General features: G+C 70.0%; 13 protein-coding genes. 8 read left to right on the top strand and 5 right to left on the bottom strand.

Annotated features, from left to right (window positions below; translation table 11 throughout):
* Nucleotides 1-87 precede the first annotated feature (87 nt).
* Nucleotides 88-735 (top strand): peptide-methionine (S)-S-oxide reductase MsrA, encoded by a 648-nt coding sequence (msrA, locus tag UN84_RS11490; RefSeq protein ID WP_046080060.1) that lies wholly within the window; start codon nt 88-90, stop codon nt 733-735.
* On the opposite strand, the gene UN84_RS11495 is transcribed toward msrA, so the two are convergent.
* Nucleotides 720-1934 (bottom strand): MFS transporter, encoded by a 1215-nt coding sequence (locus UN84_RS11495; RefSeq protein WP_046080059.1) that lies wholly within the window; start codon nt 1932-1934, stop codon nt 720-722. The two genes, msrA and UN84_RS11495, sit on opposite strands and share 16 nt — an antisense overlap.
* Before the next feature lie 86 nt (nt 1935-2020).
* Here UN84_RS11495 and UN84_RS11500 point away from each other — a divergent pair, with 86 nt between their 5' ends.
* The gene (locus tag UN84_RS11500; protein ID WP_046080058.1) at nt 2021-2899 is read left to right on the top strand and encodes a LysR family transcriptional regulator; all 879 of its coding nucleotides are present in this window, start codon (nt 2021-2023) and stop codon (nt 2897-2899) included.
* Nucleotides 2900-3159: 260 nt separating this feature from the next.
* Here the strand turns inward: UN84_RS11500 and UN84_RS11505 are convergent, their stop codons facing one another.
* Together UN84_RS11505 and UN84_RS11510 are read right to left on the bottom strand one after the other, a co-directional pair.
* Nucleotides 3160-3741, bottom strand: coding sequence for a C40 family peptidase (locus UN84_RS11505; RefSeq protein WP_046080057.1), 582 nt, complete (start codon nt 3739-3741; stop codon nt 3160-3162).
* A 120-nt stretch (nt 3742-3861) separates the two neighbouring features.
* On the bottom strand, nt 3862-6324 hold the full coding sequence (locus tag UN84_RS11510; protein WP_046080056.1) for a DUF1266 domain-containing protein: 2463 nt from the start codon (nt 6322-6324) through the stop codon (nt 3862-3864).
* Nucleotides 6325-6553: 229 nt separating this feature from the next.
* Here UN84_RS11510 and UN84_RS11515 point away from each other — a divergent pair, with 229 nt between their 5' ends.
* Together UN84_RS11515 and UN84_RS11520 are read left to right on the top strand one after the other, a co-directional pair.
* Nucleotides 6554-7999, top strand: coding sequence for an NAD-dependent succinate-semialdehyde dehydrogenase (locus tag UN84_RS11515; protein ID WP_035595223.1), 1446 nt, complete (start codon nt 6554-6556; stop codon nt 7997-7999).
* Nucleotides 8000-8032: 33 nt separating this feature from the next.
* Nucleotides 8033-9325 carry an aspartate aminotransferase family protein gene (locus UN84_RS11520; protein WP_046080055.1) on the top strand — a complete coding sequence of 431 codons (1293 nt, stop codon included), beginning with the start codon at nt 8033-8035 and terminating at the stop codon, nt 9323-9325.
* A 90-nt stretch (nt 9326-9415) separates the two neighbouring features.
* Here the strand turns inward: UN84_RS11520 and UN84_RS11525 are convergent, their stop codons facing one another.
* Both UN84_RS11525 and UN84_RS11530 read right to left on the bottom strand, forming a co-directional pair.
* Nucleotides 9416-9658 carry a GlsB/YeaQ/YmgE family stress response membrane protein gene (locus UN84_RS11525; protein WP_035595219.1) on the bottom strand — a complete coding sequence of 81 codons (243 nt, stop codon included), beginning with the start codon at nt 9656-9658 and terminating at the stop codon, nt 9416-9418.
* Nucleotides 9659-9728: 70 nt separating this feature from the next.
* The gene (locus UN84_RS11530; RefSeq protein WP_046080054.1) at nt 9729-10277 is read right to left on the bottom strand and encodes a DUF924 family protein; all 549 of its coding nucleotides are present in this window, start codon (nt 10275-10277) and stop codon (nt 9729-9731) included.
* A gap of 117 nt (nt 10278-10394) precedes the next feature.
* Here UN84_RS11530 and UN84_RS11535 point away from each other — a divergent pair, with 117 nt between their 5' ends.
* From UN84_RS11535 to UN84_RS11550, 4 genes are all read left to right on the top strand, one after another.
* Nucleotides 10395-10613, top strand: a complete 219-nt coding sequence (locus UN84_RS11535) for a hypothetical protein (RefSeq protein WP_046080053.1) — start codon at nt 10395-10397, stop codon at nt 10611-10613.
* A 151-nt stretch (nt 10614-10764) separates the two neighbouring features.
* Entirely contained in the window at nt 10765-12357 is a 1593-nt protein-coding gene (locus UN84_RS11540; RefSeq protein ID WP_046080052.1) for a solute:sodium symporter family transporter, read from the top strand.
* Between the two features lie 157 nt (nt 12358-12514).
* The gene (locus tag UN84_RS11545) at nt 12515-13564 is read left to right on the top strand and encodes a GlxA family transcriptional regulator (protein WP_046080051.1); all 1050 of its coding nucleotides are present in this window, start codon (nt 12515-12517) and stop codon (nt 13562-13564) included.
* Nucleotides 13555-14733: an MFS transporter gene (locus UN84_RS11550; protein ID WP_046080050.1), complete on the top strand. Its 1179-nt coding sequence runs from the start codon at nt 13555-13557 to the stop codon at nt 14731-14733. The genes UN84_RS11545 and UN84_RS11550 overlap by 10 nt, the downstream gene beginning before the upstream one ends.
* The last annotated feature ends 18 nt before the right edge of the window (nt 14734-14751 follow it).

A 14751-nucleotide genomic window follows, 5' to 3' on the forward strand; every position in this document is an offset into this window, starting at 1 on the left:
TTCCCCTTACACTGGCGGTCAACCGCGTGTAAGGAAAGCCGATCCCGATCGACGACGCTCCATTGCATCCTGGAGGAGGTCCCCATCATGACACTCAACCGCTCGATCCGCCTGCCCGCCCTGCCGCTGCTGCTCGCCACCGCGTTCGCCGGCCCCGCGACCGCCGAGTCCGACAGCACTGCCATCGACGGCCCTGCGAAGGAAAGCGCCGTGTTCGGCGGCGGCTGCTTCTGGTGCGTGGAAGAGGCCTACGACAAGGTCGAGGGCGTGGTCGCCACGACCTCGGGCTTCGCCGGCGGCGAGCTGGAGAACCCCAGTTACGAGCAGGTCTCGTCCGGCGACACCGATCACATCGAGGTGGTGAAGGTGGAGTACGATCCCGAGCGGGTCGACTACCGCACCCTGCTCTATGTGTTCTGGCGCAACATCGATCCCTTCGCCGTCAATCGCCAGTTCTGCGACCGGGGCCGCCCCTACCAGAGCGCCATCTTCCCCGAAAACGCCGACCAGCGCGCCATGGCCGAGGCGACCCGCGACGCCATGGCCGAGCGCTTCGGCCGCGAGATCGGCGTCGAGATCCTCGACTTCACGGCCTTCTACCCCGCCGAGACCTATCACCAGGACTACTACGACAAGAACCCGGTGCGCTACAACTTCTACAAGTCGGCCTGCGGGCGCGAGGACCGGCTGCAAGAGGTCTGGGGCGACGAGGCCGAGGCCTACGCCATGCCCTGAGCCGCGGCCTCCTCGGCCGCCCGACGTCGCTCGCCGCGGCGCAGCCGCAGGGCCAGCGTCAGGGTGATCGCCAGCACCAGGGCGCCGCCGAGCAGCACGCCCGGCCAGGCCCCCGCGCGCCAGAACGGCTCGAGCCACAGCCCACCGAGGCTGGCACCGAGGTAGTAGAACACCAGATAGAGCGCCGAGGCGCTGCCCCGGGCGCGCCGGGCCTGGCGCCCCACCCAGCCCGAGGCCATGGAGTGGGCCAGGAAAAAGCCGAAGGCCGCCAGGGTCAGCCCGCCCAGGATGATCGGCAGCGAGGACGCCAGCGTCAGCGCCATGCCCGAGGCCAGCAGCAGCGTGCCGAGCGCCATGCAGGTCGGCGGCGAGGCGCGGCGCACCAGGCGCCCGGACATCGACGAGCCCAGCGTGCCGCCCAGGTAGGTCAGGAACAGCAGCCCCAGCCAGCGGGCGTCCAGCGCGAAAGGCTCGGCCGCCAGGCGGAAGGTCAGGTAGCTGTAGAGATTGATGAACACCAGGAAGTTGAGCCCGCCCAGCAGGTAGGCCCCGCGCAGCTCGGGCTGGCGCAGGTGCCCGGCCAGATCGCCGAGCGCCTCGCCCAGCCGGAAGCGCCGCGGGGTGAAGCCCCGGGACGCCGGCAGCAGCCACCAGAACAGCGCCACCCCGGCGAGCGTCAGGCCGCCGACCCACAGGAAGCTCGCCGAGATCCCGGCCGACTCCGCGGCCCAGCCGCCGATCACCCGCCCCGAGATCCCGCCCAGCGAGTTGGCGGCGATGTAGAGCCCCACCGCCGGCAGCATCGCCGAGGGCTCGAATTCATCGCCCATCCAGGCGATCGCCACCGCCGGCAGCCCGCCCAGCACGAAGCCCTGCACCACGCGCAGTGCCAGCAGCGCCTCGAAGCCCGGCGCCACGGCCAGCGCCAGCGACAGGCCGCCGGCCGCAAGCAGCGTCAGGCGCATGATACCGCCGCGCCCGATGGCATCAGACAGCGGGCCGAACACCAGCAGGGCCGCGGCCAGCGACAGCGTGGCCAGCGACATCGCCAGGTTGGCGACCAGGGTCGAGACCCCGTGGGCCTGATGCAGCGACGGCAGCAGCGGTTGCACCACGTAGAGATTCAGAAACACGAGGAAGGAACCCAGGCTCAGGGCCAGGGTCGCGCGCCACCAGGCGCGGCTGTGAGCGTCGATCATAGGTCCTCCGGGTTGGCCGACCATGATCGAAGGCGCACAATGATAAGCCAAGCAGAAGTTAATGATCGTACTCATCGGATTGTCTTATGGCCCTGCCCTTCGACCTGCGCAGCCTCGGCGTCTTCCTGGCGGTGGTGGACCAGGGCGGCTTCAGCGCCGCCGCCCGCTCGCTGCACCTGGCCCAGTCCGCGGTCAGCCAGACCATCGCCAACCTGGAACATCGCCTCGATCTCACCCTCTTCCACCGCCACGAGCGGCGCATCGGCCTGACCGCCGAGGGCGAGGCGCTGGTCGAGCACGCCCGCGACCTGCTGGCCCGAGCCGAGGCGGCCGAGCTGGCCATGCGGGAGCTGCACGGGCTGGTGAAGGGCGAACTGCGCATCGGCATTCCCTCGATGCTGGGCTCCTACTATTTCCCGCCGCTGCTGATGGGCTTCAAGGAACGCCACCCGGGCATCCGGCTGACGGTGGTGGAGGCCGGCGCGCGCCGCCTGCAGCGCATGATCGCCGCGGGCGAGCTGGATCTGGGCGTGGTGATCGACGACGGCGAGAGCCGCCATCTGACGCGCCAGCCGCTGGCGCGGGAGGAGATGGTGGTATGCGTGCCCCGGGAGCATCCCTTCGCCGGGCGGGACCGCGTCACGCCCGAGGCCTTCTTCGCCGAGCCGCTGGTGCTGTTCCAGGACGGCTACTTCCATCGCGAGTTCATCGACGCCCTGGCACGGGACACCGGCGCCAGCGCCAACGTCGCCTTCGAGTCGAACCTGATCCCGCTGACCAAGGCCATCGTGCGCCAGGGCTACGGCATCACCACCTTTCTCAGGCGCGTGGTCGAGGAACCGGAGCTGGCGGCGGTGCCCTTCGACCCGCCGGCCTGGCTGGCGCTGTCGCTGGCCTGGAAGGAAGGCGCCTACCTGTCCCGGGCGGAACAGGCGTTCGTGGAATTCGCGCTGGAGAACCGCTGAGTCAAGACCACGGGACGAGGCTCGCCAACATGTCCCAGCCGATGGGCTTTACCGACGACAAGCCTTCGCGAGGGCGCTGTGAACCCATCCCTGGGAGCTACTTTTGCTCTGCTTCGCTATCGCATCCTGCTCCGCTCGCAGAGCCGGTGCTGGCCATCCATGGCCAGCCCGTTCGGCGAAGACGCCTCACCCATGGCAAAAAATCCTCGCTACACCTTGTCCTCGGCGCCCATCACTTCCAAGCGGCCAGGAAGACAGACTCAGCCCTCGCCGCGATCATACTGGATATCATCGAGGCGGCGGGCCAGATGCACGTCGTCCAGCGGGCGGCGGGCCTGCCAGTAGTAGTGGCGCCAGTAGCGGTTGTCGAGAGAGGAGATCTTGACGCCGCGGGAGGTCGAGGCGTGAAGGAAGCGCCCCTGCCCCACGTAGATGCCGACGTGGTGGTAGTAGCCGGGCGGCTGGAAGAACACCAGGTCGCCGGGCTGCAGGGCGTCGCGCGACACCGACTCGCCCTCGCGGACCTGCTGGGTGGTGGTGCGCGGCAGCTCCAGGCCGAAGGCCTCGGCGAACACGCGCTGCACCAGGGCGGAGCAGTCGATGCCGCGGCGGGTGGTGCCGCCGAGCCGGTAGGGGGTGCCGAGCCAGCGTTCGTGCTCGGCGAGCAGCGCCTGGCGTACCTGGGCCGGCGGCGGATGGCGCAGACCACGCATCTCGAGAACGGGATTGTCGACCGGCGACATCTGACCGGGCAGCCCCGGCATGTCACGGGCGAAATAGTCGTCCACCGGCGCCTTCGTTCCACCACCGCCGGCACAGCCGGTCAGCAGCAGCAGCGTCATGCCTGCGAGTGAAACGCGACACCGGGTCGGCATCCCTGTCCTCTTTGCCATCCTTGTCTCTCGATCGCCATCATCGTGCCGGCCGGGCCGGCAATCACGCATCATAACCGGCACAAGGGTTTAATGCAGCTGTCGGCCGTCGCCGGGCAGCGTATCCACGTGCATGGGCGCCCAGTGACGCGGGCGCGCACCGGGGAAATCCAGGCTCGCCCAGGCGCCGGCCATGGGCGGCGCCGCGGACAGCCAGCTCACCAGTGCCTGGCGGAAGCCGCTGAGGAAGGCCTCGCGCTCCGGCGTCTCGCCCATGAAGAAGGAGAAGCCGGCAAGCAGGCCACGGGCGTACTCTTCCCAGCCGCCGTACTGGCGCGCGGCCAGGGCGTGGGCCCGGCCCAGGAAGGCCAGGAAGTCGGCCTCGGTGAGCCAACCGAGCTGGCGACCGGCGATCGCCAGATCCACCGCCTGGGCCAGGTCCCAGGCAGTCATGTCGAGCTCGTTGCAGCCGTCCTCGCCGTCCCGCACACGGATCAGGCGCAGCAGGTGGTTACGCTCCTCCTCGCTGCACTCGCCGGATTCCAGGGTGGCGATCTCCGAGGCCAGTCGTTCGCGATTGAGGGTATAGGGGGCATAGTTGATCTGGTATTCCTGGCGATCGCCCGCCTCCAGCAGGTAGTCCACGAAATCGGCCAGCTCGCCGGCGGTATGCAGGGCGTAGTGACCATCGACCCACTCGCGGATCGAGGCGCACTCGCGTTCGCTCTCCGGCTGGGGCAGGCTCCAGGCCGGGCTGTTCAACGGCCCCACCAGCGCCATGGCGGTGAAGTGCGACAGGCTCGGCCGCGGGCCGGGCTCCTGCCATTCGCCGCTGCTCCAGTCCAGCCAGTGGAAGACGCTGCCGGGATCGTCCTGGTGCCAGCGGATCTCGGCCACCAGCGACGGCTGGTCGGGCTCGGGCAGCAGCGCCTCCCACTGTGCCCAGGCCGCGAGCAGGCGCCGCGGGCTGGTATAGAAACGGCTCAGCGAGCCGTGCAGGGCCGCGGTGAGCTCGGACAGCCGCGCGGCGTCGAAGAGCCCGCTGTCCATGGCCATCTGCAGGTGGAAGGCGTACTTCTCGGCCATGTGAATGGTCGCCGCATGGCGGCTGGCCTGGCCCAGGGCATCCCGGGCGGCCAGATCCTGCCTGCCGGGACGGCCGAACGGCGTGGCGGCGATCGGCAAGGCGCCGTGGGCACCGTCCGCCGCCAGCTGATTGAGATGATGCGCCTGGGCCGGCAGCCAGTATCGCGAGAGCGCCTCGGGGCCTTCGTCGGCGTGCAGGTCGAGGGTCTCGGCGAGGTAGCGGCGGGCGTCCTGCCGACGCGCCTCCGGCAGCATCGGCGCCACGCCCTGGCGCAGCGCCAGCTCCGGCTCGCGCACCGCGGCCAGCGCCAGCACCCAGTGGCGAGGGTCGCGACGCCAGTCGCGCATGGCCCGGCGCGAGGCCTCGAGCTGCGCCTCGTCGACGATCTCCGACAGCGGCGTGCGCCAGGGGCTGACCGGCGACTGCAGCAGCAGCGCCCAGTCGACGTCGAAGGCCCCCCGCAGGTCGCGGGCCTCGAACAGGCTGCGTCCGCGCTGGTAAGCCCGGGCCAGCGCCACCCAGTCGCTGTAACGGTGCATCGCCATGTCGGCGCCGTGCAGCGCGAAGTGGCGCGCCTCCTCGTCGTCGAGCCAGCCCATGCACAGGCCGGCCCAGGCCAGATCGATCAGGCGCAGCCAGTCCCAGGCGGCCCACTCCAGGGGCTCGCCGCTCTCGACCAGGGTCAACAGCACCCGGCCGGCGGACTGGTCGCGGGGCGCGAGGCCCTCCCACCAGGCCCGACGTTCCTCGTCCGCCGCCGACAGCAGGCGGGTGGCGTCCAGGTCCCAGGCCTGGCGGTCGCCCTGGGAGGCCAGCCACAGCAGCACCCGAATCAGCTCGTCGCGCCCCTGGACCTGCCAGGCCTCGGTCAGCCAGCCCTCGAGCCCTTGCCAATCGAGCGGCGCGGCCCGGGGCTCGAGCACGGGGCTGAAGGCCGCGCGCAGCCGCCAGACCCGGTCGACCGGATCGTCGGGCCACAGCGCCTGTTCAGGGCGCGAATCGGCCAGCCACTCGCGCATCATCTCCCAGGTGACGCCCTCGCCCTGGTGTTCGAGGGCGGCCAGGGCCTCGCAGGCCTCGCTGAAGCCGTCATCGCCCTGGACCCAGCCCACGGCGCTACGCGCCCGGCACAGCGCATCCAGCCACGCCTCCAGGCCGTGATAGCGACTACCGATCTCTTCGGCCAGGCGCTGTGCCCAGGCCCGTGCTCGGGGCTCGCCGAGCCAGCCGGCGGCGCCGCCGAGGGCTGCCAGTTCCAGGGCAGAGAGCAGACGCGCCGGATCGGCCTCACCACCGCCTCCGAATGCCTCGAGCAGCCGCCATCCCAGCTCGCCGCGATCGACGACCCCGAGCCCTTCCAGGCGGGCCGCTGCCACCTCGGCGTCCAGCGTCAGGGGATCGGGGGCGAAGGCCCAATCACACAGCACCAGCTGCTGGGCCCACCAGGCATTCAGGGGATCGACCAAGGCACACCTCGCCACACAAGCAAACGTTCGGAACGGCGCCGAAGCGCCGCGGGAAATTCGGCGACACAGTGTAACGGAAAGCGCCGCCGGCGCCGATGCTCGAAATCACTCGGAGAGACGTCGATCCGGGGCTTGGCGGCGTGTTCTAAATAATGCACACTCGTAAAACATAACGCATCACAAGCTCGCCTTGTGCCAACGATGGCGAGAGACAGCCGAGAGAGTGCCGATGACATCCCCGAGCGACCTGCTGATCGACAAGGCCTACGTGGCCGGCCAGTGGCGCGCCGCCGAGCGACGCTTCCCCGTGACCGACCCCGCCACCGGCGAGGTGCTGGCCGAGGTCCCCGACCTGAGCGCCGACGACGCCCGTGAGGCCGTGGCCGCCGCCGAGGCGGCCTGGCCGGCCTGGCGCCGCCTGGCCGCCAAAGAGCGTGCCGCCCTGCTGCGCGGCTGGTTCGAGCGCATCATGGCCCACCAGGAGGCCCTGGCCCGGCTGATGACCCGCGAACAGGGCAAGCCACTGGCCGAGTCCCGCGGTGAAGTCGGCTACGGCGCCAGCTTCGTGGAGTACTACGCCGAGGAAGCCAAGCGCGTGGCCGGCGAGACCCTGCCCGGCCACGGCGCCGACAAGCGCATCCTGGTGATGCGCGAGCCGATCGGCGTGATGGCCGCCATCACGCCCTGGAACTTCCCGCTGGCGATGATCACCCGCAAGTGCGCCCCGGCCCTGGCCGCCGGCTGCCCGGTGGTGATCAAGCCCGCCGAGGCCACCCCGCTGACCGCCCTGGCGCTGGCCAGGCTGGCCGAGGACGCCGGCTTCCCGGCGGGCGTGATCAACGTGGTGACCGCGGCCCGCCCGGCCGAGATCGGCGAGGTGCTGACCACCGATCCGCGAGTACGCAAGGTTTCCTTCACCGGCTCCACGCCGGTCGGCAAGCGGCTGCTGGCCCAGTGCGCCGGCACCGTCAAGAAGGCCTCCATGGAGCTCGGCGGCAACGCGCCCTTCATCGTCTTCGACGACGCCGACCTGGACGCCGCCGTGGAAGGCGCCATCGCCTCCAAGTTCCGCAACGCCGGCCAGACCTGCGTCTGCACCAACCGCTTCCTGGTGCAGGATGGCGTCTACGACGCCTTCATCGACAGGCTGGCAGCTCGCATGGCCGAGCTCAAGGTCGGCAACGGCCTGGACGAGGGCGTGCTCCAGGGGCCGCTGATCAATGACGCGGCGGTGGCCAAGGTACAGTCACACATCGCCGACGCCCTCGAGCACGGCGGCCGGCTGGTGTGCGGCGGCGAGCCCCACCGCCTGGGCGGCACCTTCTTCCAGCCGACCCTGGTCGCCGACGTCACCGCCGAGATGAAGGTGGCCACCGAGGAAACCTTCGGCCCGCTGGCGCCGGTGTTCCGCTTCCACGAGGACGAGGAGGCGATCGCCATGGCCAACGCCACCGAGTTCGGCCTGGCCGCCTACTTCTATGCTCGCGACTACCAGCGCATCTGGCGCACCATGGAAGGACTGGAGTACGGCATGGTCGCCGTCAACGAGGGTCTGCTCTCCACCGAGCTGGCGCCGTTCGGCGGCGTCAAGGAATCCGGCCTGGGACGCGAGGGCTCGCGTCACGGCCTGGATGAATACACTGAACTAAAATACGTCTGTGTCGGCGGGCTCTGAGGCCCTATCGCTCTCTCAACAGGAGTCGTCTCCATGAACAACGCACAACTCAACGAGCTCAAGCAGCGCTACGTCGCCAGCGGCGCCGCCAGCCCGGCCACCCAGTTTGCCGACCGCGCCGAGAACGCCCTGGTCTGGGACGCCGATGGCAACCGCATCATCGACTTCGCCGGCGGCATCGGCGTGCTCAACATCGGCCATCGCCATCCCAAGGTGGTGCAGGCGGTCAAGGACCAGCTGGACAAGGTGATGCACACCTGCCAGACCGTGATGCCCTACGAGGGCTACGTGAAGGTGGCCGAGAAGCTCAGCCAGGTGACCCCGGTGCGCGGTCACGGCAAGGTGATGCTCGCCAACTCCGGCGCCGAGGCGCTGGAGAACGCCGTCAAGGTGGCCCGCGCCGCCACCGGCCGCGACAACGTGATCTGCTTCACCGGCGGCTACCACGGCCGCACCTTCATGACCATGGCCATGAACGGCAAGGTCGCGCCCTACGCCACCGACTTCGGCAGCATGCCGGGCAATGTCTTCCGCGCGCCTTACCCGGTGCCGAGCGAGGGCGTCAGCGACGATGACGCGCTGCGCGGTTTGAAGATGGCGCTGAAGACCGACGCCAATCCGAAGGACACCGCCGCCATCGTGCTCGAGCCGGTGCTCGGCGAGGGCGGCTTCCATGCGGCGTCGCCGGGCTTCCTGAAGGCCGTACGCGAGCTGTGCGACGAGCACGGCATGCTGATGATCGTCGACGAAGTGCAGTCGGGCTTCGGCCGCACCGGCAAGCTGTTCGCCATCGAGCACAGCGGCGTGGAGCCGGACATCATCACCATGGCCAAGAGCATGGCGGACGGCATGCCGATCTCCGCCCTGGTCGGCACCGACAAGGTGATGGACGCCTCCGGCGGCAACTCGCTGGGCGGCACCTACACCGGCAGCCCGGTGTCCTGCGCCGCAGTGCTGGCGGTGCTGGAGGTGTTCGAGGAAGAGCAGATCCTCGACAAGAGCCTGGCCCTGGGCGACAGGCTCGGCGAGCGCTTCACCCAATGGGAGCAGGCCTTCGACTGCGTGGCCAACGGCCGCCACCTGGGCGCCATGGCCGCCTTCGACCTGGTCACGGCCGACGGCAGCCCGGACGCCGACCTGGCCGGCGCGCTGTGCAAGAAGGCGCGCGAGAAGAGGCTGATCCTGCTGTCCTGCGGCCTGTGGGGCAACACCATCCGCTTCCTGATGCCGGTGACCATCGAGGACGAGGTGCTCGAGGAAGGCCTGGGCATCATCGAGGAGTGCCTGAAGGAAGTGGTCGGCAGCCAGGCCGCCGCCACCGCCTGATCCTGTGCTAGCCCCAGATGCACGCCGCCCGGCCAGTCGGCCGGGCGGCGTGTTTCTGCGTGACCCTGCGGGTTCGATGGGCGCTGCCGGTCAGGCCTTCTTGACCTTGGCGATCACCCACAGCAATACCACCGCGCCGACGATGGCGGTGACCAGCGAGCCGATGAAGCCGCCCGCTTGCAGGCCCAGAAGATTGAAGAGGCCACCGCCGACCACCGCGCCGACGACCCCCACTCCGATATTGCCCAGCAGCCCGAAGCCGCCGCCACGCATGATGTTGCCGGCGATCCAGCCCGCCAGCCCGCCGATGATCAACCAGGCGATGATGCTCATGGGTGTCTCCTTTTCCACTTCCTTGGGATGTGCCTGCCAGACTGCCGACATGCGGCGTCATAACGCAAGCTCAGAACGATGATCCGGGCCGGGCCAGGAAGGCCCGCTCTTCCTCGGTGGAACGCCGCCCGAGGGCGGCATTGCGATGCGGATAGCGGCCGAAGCGCTCCAGGATAGCGCGGTGCCGGCGCTCGGCGCGCAGGCTGTCCTCCAGGCCGGGCTGCTCGAACAACCGCGCCGCCTCGTCGTGGACGGCCAGCGACTCGCTGTGCATGTAAGGCATGTAGAGGAAGGCCCGCTCGCGCGCCGCGAGCGCGGCGTCATCCCCGGCGGCGACCGCCTCCCGGGCGAGCGCCAGCGCCTGCTCGTCGGCGGCGAAGGCTTCGGGGCCGTCGCGATGAAGGTGGCGCGAGAACTGATCCAGCACGATGATCTCGGCCAGCCGCCCCGTGGCCGAGCGTCGCCACTCGACGAACTCGCCGCGGCGAGCGGCTGCGTGGATCTCGGCGAACCGGCGCCGCACCTCGGCGTCCAGCTCAGGGTCCTTGCGGAACCACTGCGCGGGCGTCAGCTCGTCGAACCAGAAAGCGAGCACGTCGCTTGCCTTACTGCCTGCCATGGCGTCGCGCCTCCCTGTGGCTGGGCCATGCCCCGTCCCCGGCTGATATGCTCTCAGCATAGCAGCCCGCTCTCGATACCCGACAACGACCGACGCCCCATGACGCCCGGAGCCACCATGACCGCCTATCAGCTGATCTCGATGCTCGGCTATGCCTTCAACATCGTCGGCCTGCTCGTCTGCCTCGGCGGGCTGAGCCTGGCCCGGCGGCCACGGCATCGCTGGCTGGGTCGGCTGCTGGCCGTCGCAGGATTCGCGATCGCCGCGACCCCGCTGCTGGCGCAGCTTTTCGGCTGGGCGGAGCCGACGCCGGCCGGCGTGATGCCGCCTTCCTGAAAAAGGACTACCAACCGTTAGACGAAAGGCGTATGGCGGCGGCAAGGCAGTCCCCTAGACTGCCTCGTCACTGTCGTAATGTTAGCAACATAATCTCTTCCCTCGGCGGCGAGAACGCCAATGAGCGCCAGACGTTAAGGATTTTTCCGATATGCACGCCCTCACCCTCGCTTCCTTCCTGTTCTTTACAGGATTGGTCGCCTTCGTCACCTGGCGGATCACCCGCCGCGACGACCACGCCAGCACCAACGGCCTGTTCCTGGCCGGGCGCAGCCTGACCTTCCCGCTGATCGCCGGCTCGCTGCTGATGACGAACCTGTCGACCGAACAGATGGTCGGCCTCAACGGCGCCGCCTTCGCCGACGGCCTCAGCGTGATGGCCTGGGAAGTGGTCGCGGTCATCGCCCTGGTGCTGCTGGCGCTGTTCTTCCTGCCGCGCTTCCTGAAAAGCGGTATCGCCACCGTGCCCCAGCTGCTGGAGATCCGCTTCGACAAGGGCACCCAGCGCATCGCCAACGTGATCTTCCTGCTCGCCTATGCGGTGATCCTGCTGCCGATCATCCTCTATTCCGGCGCCATGGGCCTGCAGGGCATGCTCGACCTCCACGGGCTGACCGGCATCGAGTCCGACACCACCCTGCTGTGGCTGACCGTGTGGCTGGTGGGCCTGATCGGCGCCGTCTATGCGCTGTTCGGCGGCCTGCGCACCGTCGCGGTGTCCGACACCCTGAACGGCATCGGCCTGCTGATCGGCGGTTTCGTGATCGTCTACTTCGGCCTGCAGACCGTCAGTGACGGCAACGGCGTGCTGGCCGGCTGGGAGATCCTCAAGGAATCCCAGCCCGAGCGTCTGAACTCCATGGGCCGCGAGGATCAGCAGGTGCCCTTCGCCACCCTGTTCACCGGCGTGTTCCTGATCAACGTCTTCTACTGGACCACCAACCAGCAGATCATCCAGCGTACCTTCGCCGCCAAGAACCTGGCCGAGGGTCAGAAGGGCGTGCTGCTGACCGGCCTGTTCAAGCTGCTCGGCCCGCTGTACCTGGTGCTGCCCGGCATCATCGCCTATCAGCTGTACGCCGATCAGGGCATCCAGGCCGACGAGGCCTACGGCCACCTGGTGTTCAACGTGCTGCCGCCCTACCTCACCGGCTTCTTCGCCGCGGTGATGGTCGGCGCCATCCTGTCGTCGTTCAACTCGGCGCTGAACTCCACCACCACCCTGTTCAGCCTCGGCTTCTACAAGGGCGTGCTCAACAAGGACGCCAGCGAGGAACAGGTGGTGCGCGCCAGCAAGACCTTCGGCTGGATCATGGCGCTGATCGCCATGACCATCGCGCCGCTGCTGGCCGGCCAGGACAGTCTGTTCGGCTACCTGCAGAAGATGAACGCCATCTACTTCATCCCGCTGCTGGCGGTGGTGCTGGTCGGCCTGCTGACCAAGCGCGTGCCGGCCATGGCGGCCAAGATCGCCCTGGTGGGCGGCTGCCTGCTGATCTTCGCCGGCTACTTCATCCCGCCCTTCAACCAGCTGCCGCAGGTGATGCACGAGTTCCACTTCGTCGCCTCGGTCTTCGTGCTGCTGGTGGTGGCGATGCTGGTGATCGGCAAGCTGCGCCCGCGGGCCGAGGCCTGGATCCACGAGGACAGCGGCGCCGTCGACCTGACCCCGTGGAAAGGCGCCGTGCCCGCCGGCATCGCGCTGGTGGTGCTGGTGATCGCCATCTACGCGGCCTTCGCCTGACGCCACGCCGGTTTCCCCGCCCCATGACGACGCCCCGCCCCGTGCGGGGCGTCGTCGTTTCGAGCCACGCCATGTCCTGATCGGTGGGAAACGGGTCGTTGTGGACACCGCCACCAGCCGCCAGACTGCAGACATCGTCCCGTCATGGAGCCCGCCGATGTCCGAAGCTTCCTCGCCGCGCCACAGAACGTTGCTCGGCGCTTCACCGCGCCGCGTGGCGTTGCTCGCCTATCCCGACTGCCAGGCGCTGGACGTCAGCGGCCCCTGGCAGGTCTTCGCCAGCGCCAACGACTGCGCCGGCCGGCGGCTCTACGACCTGGCACTGGTCGCCCGCGCGCCGGGCCCGCTTCGCACCAACGGAGGCCTGGCCATGGTGGCCGACCTCGACTGGGCGGGCCTGGCGGCCCGCGGCGCGCCGGATACCCTGCTGGTGGCCGGCGGCAGCGGCGTCTTCGCCGAGTGCAAGGCCGGGCACCATCTCGAGGGGCTGCGCCAGATGGCCCCGCGCGTCCGGCGCCTGGGTGCCATCTGCACCGGCGCCTTCCTGCTGGCCCGGGCTGGCCTGCTCGACGGCCGCCGGGCCACCACCCACTGGCGCCACGCGGAGGCCCTGGCGCAGGCCTATCCGACGCTGAGCGTCGAGCCGGATGCGCTCTACGTCGCCGACCGCGGCCGCTACACCAGCGCCGGGGTGACCGCCGGCATCGATCTGGCCCTGTCGCTGGTCGAGGCCGACCACGGCGGCGAGCTGGCCAGCCGCGTCGCCCGTGAGCTGGTGATGTTCCTGCATCGCCCGGGCGGCCAGTCCCAGTTCAGCGAAGCGCTCGCGCACCAGCGGCGCACCAGCGGCCCGCTGCGCGAACTGCTCGACGCCCTGCACGCCGACCCGGCCGGGGATCATCGCCTGGAGCGCATGGCGGCACGGATGGCGGTCACCCCGCGCCATCTGTCGCGGCTGTTCCGGCGCCACCTCGATACCTCGCCCGGGGCCTACCTGACGCAGCTGCGCCTGGAGGGCGCCCGCCGAGAGCTGATCGACGGCCATCCCGCCCCGCCGCTCGATCGCCTCGCCGCCCGGTGGCGGCTGGGCGGCGCCGAACAGCTGCGCCGCCTGTTCCATCGCCGCTACGGCGTCCCGCCGTCGGTCTATCATGAGCGCTTCGGCGCCCGCACCGTCCCCCTCGAGGAGCCCACCGCATGCCCCTGACCGTCACGCTGCTCTCGCTGTGCCAGGCCCTGCTGGTCAGCGGCAACATCCTGCTGATCGCCGTGTCGCCGCTGATCGGCGCCCAGCTGGCGCCCTCACCGACCTGGTCCACCGCCCCGGTGGCGACCCAGTGGCTGGGCCTGATGTGCGCCACCATTCCCGCCTCGCTGATCATGGCGCGCCTGGGCCGGCGCCGCGGCTTCGTGCTCGGCCACCTGCTGGGGCTTGCCGGCACCGGGCTGGCCGTGGCCGCCCTCCAGGCCCAAGCGTTCGGTCTGTTCCTGCTCGCCACCTGGCTGATCGGCATCGGCATCGGCTTCGGCCAGCTGTATCGCTTCGCCGCGGTGGAGGCCGCCCCCGAGGGCGGCCGCGACCGGGCCATCGGCCTGGTGATGGGGGGCGGCGTGCTGGCGGCCTTCTTCGGCCCCTGGCTGGCCCGCCACAGCCACGCCCTGGCCGAGGTGCCCTACCTGGGCAGCTTTCTGGGCCTCGGCGCCCTCTACCTGCTGGCCCTGGCGCTGCTGGCCGGCGTGCGCCTGCCCGAGCCCGGCCGGGATGCCGCCGAGGGCGAGCCGCGCCGGCTGGCCGAGATCGTCCGCCAGCCGGTGTTCCTGCTGGCAGTGGTCAGCGCCATGGTCGGCTACGGGGTGATGAACCTGGCCATGACCGCCACGCCGCTGGCCATGGCCGAGGTCGGCCACGGCTTCGATCACGTGGCCACCACCATTCAATGGCACGTGGTGGCGATGTTCCTGCCCTCCTTCGTCACCGGACGGCTGAGCGCCCGCTTCGGCGCCCCGCGGATGATCGCCGCCGGCTGCCTGCTGCTCGCGGCCAGCGCCCTGATCGCCCAGTTCGACGCGGGCCTCGCCGGCTTCCACACCGGGCTGGTGCTGCTCGGCCTGGGCTGGAACTTCGCCTTCCTGCCCGCCACCGGGCTGCTCACCGAGGCCCACTCCCCGGCCGAGAAGGCCCGCACCCAGGCCGCCAACGAGTTCCTGGTGTTCTCCACCGTGGCGATCACTGCGCTGCTGGCCGGCCCGATGGTGACGCTGCTGGGCTGGGCGAGCCTCAACCTGCTGCTGATCCCGCTGTGCCTGCTGCCGCTGGCGCTGCTCGGCGCCCGCCGCCTTGCCTTCCGGCGTCGCCGCCCGCAGATTAGGGGCTGACACGGATGCCGAGCGACG

This window comes from Halomonas sp. HG01 (assembly GCF_000968715.2).
In the GTDB taxonomy this organism is placed as follows: Bacteria; Pseudomonadota; Gammaproteobacteria; order Pseudomonadales; family Halomonadaceae; genus Halomonas; species Halomonas halophila.

Bases quoted from the DNA above. Each gene is read 5' to 3' on its own strand.
- UN84_RS11505 (WP_046080057.1), bottom strand. From the start codon at position 3,741: ATGACGCTGCTGCTGCTGACCGGCTGTGCCGGCGGTGGTGGAACGAAG.
- UN84_RS11545 (WP_046080051.1), top strand. From the start codon at position 12,515: ATGTCCGAAGCTTCCTCGCCGCGCCACAGAACGTTGCTCGGCGCTTCA.
- UN84_RS11500 (WP_046080058.1), top strand. From the start codon at position 2,021: ATGGCCCTGCCCTTCGACCTGCGCAGCCTCGGCGTCTTCCTGGCGGTG.
- UN84_RS11530 (WP_046080054.1), bottom strand. From the start codon at position 10,277: ATGGCAGGCAGTAAGGCAAGCGACGTGCTCGCTTTCTGGTTCGACGAG.
- UN84_RS11540 (WP_046080052.1), top strand. From the start codon at position 10,765: ATGCACGCCCTCACCCTCGCTTCCTTCCTGTTCTTTACAGGATTGGTC.
- msrA (WP_046080060.1), top strand. From the start codon at position 88: ATGACACTCAACCGCTCGATCCGCCTGCCCGCCCTGCCGCTGCTGCTC.
- UN84_RS11550 (WP_046080050.1), top strand. From the start codon at position 13,555: ATGCCCCTGACCGTCACGCTGCTCTCGCTGTGCCAGGCCCTGCTGGTC.
- UN84_RS11535 (WP_046080053.1), top strand. From the start codon at position 10,395: ATGACCGCCTATCAGCTGATCTCGATGCTCGGCTATGCCTTCAACATC.
- UN84_RS11520 (WP_046080055.1), top strand. From the start codon at position 8,033: ATGAACAACGCACAACTCAACGAGCTCAAGCAGCGCTACGTCGCCAGC.
- UN84_RS11515 (WP_035595223.1), top strand. From the start codon at position 6,554: ATGACATCCCCGAGCGACCTGCTGATCGACAAGGCCTACGTGGCCGGC.
- UN84_RS11525 (WP_035595219.1), bottom strand. From the start codon at position 9,658: ATGAGCATCATCGCCTGGTTGATCATCGGCGGGCTGGCGGGCTGGATC.
- UN84_RS11495 (WP_046080059.1), bottom strand. From the start codon at position 1,934: ATGATCGACGCTCACAGCCGCGCCTGGTGGCGCGCGACCCTGGCCCTG.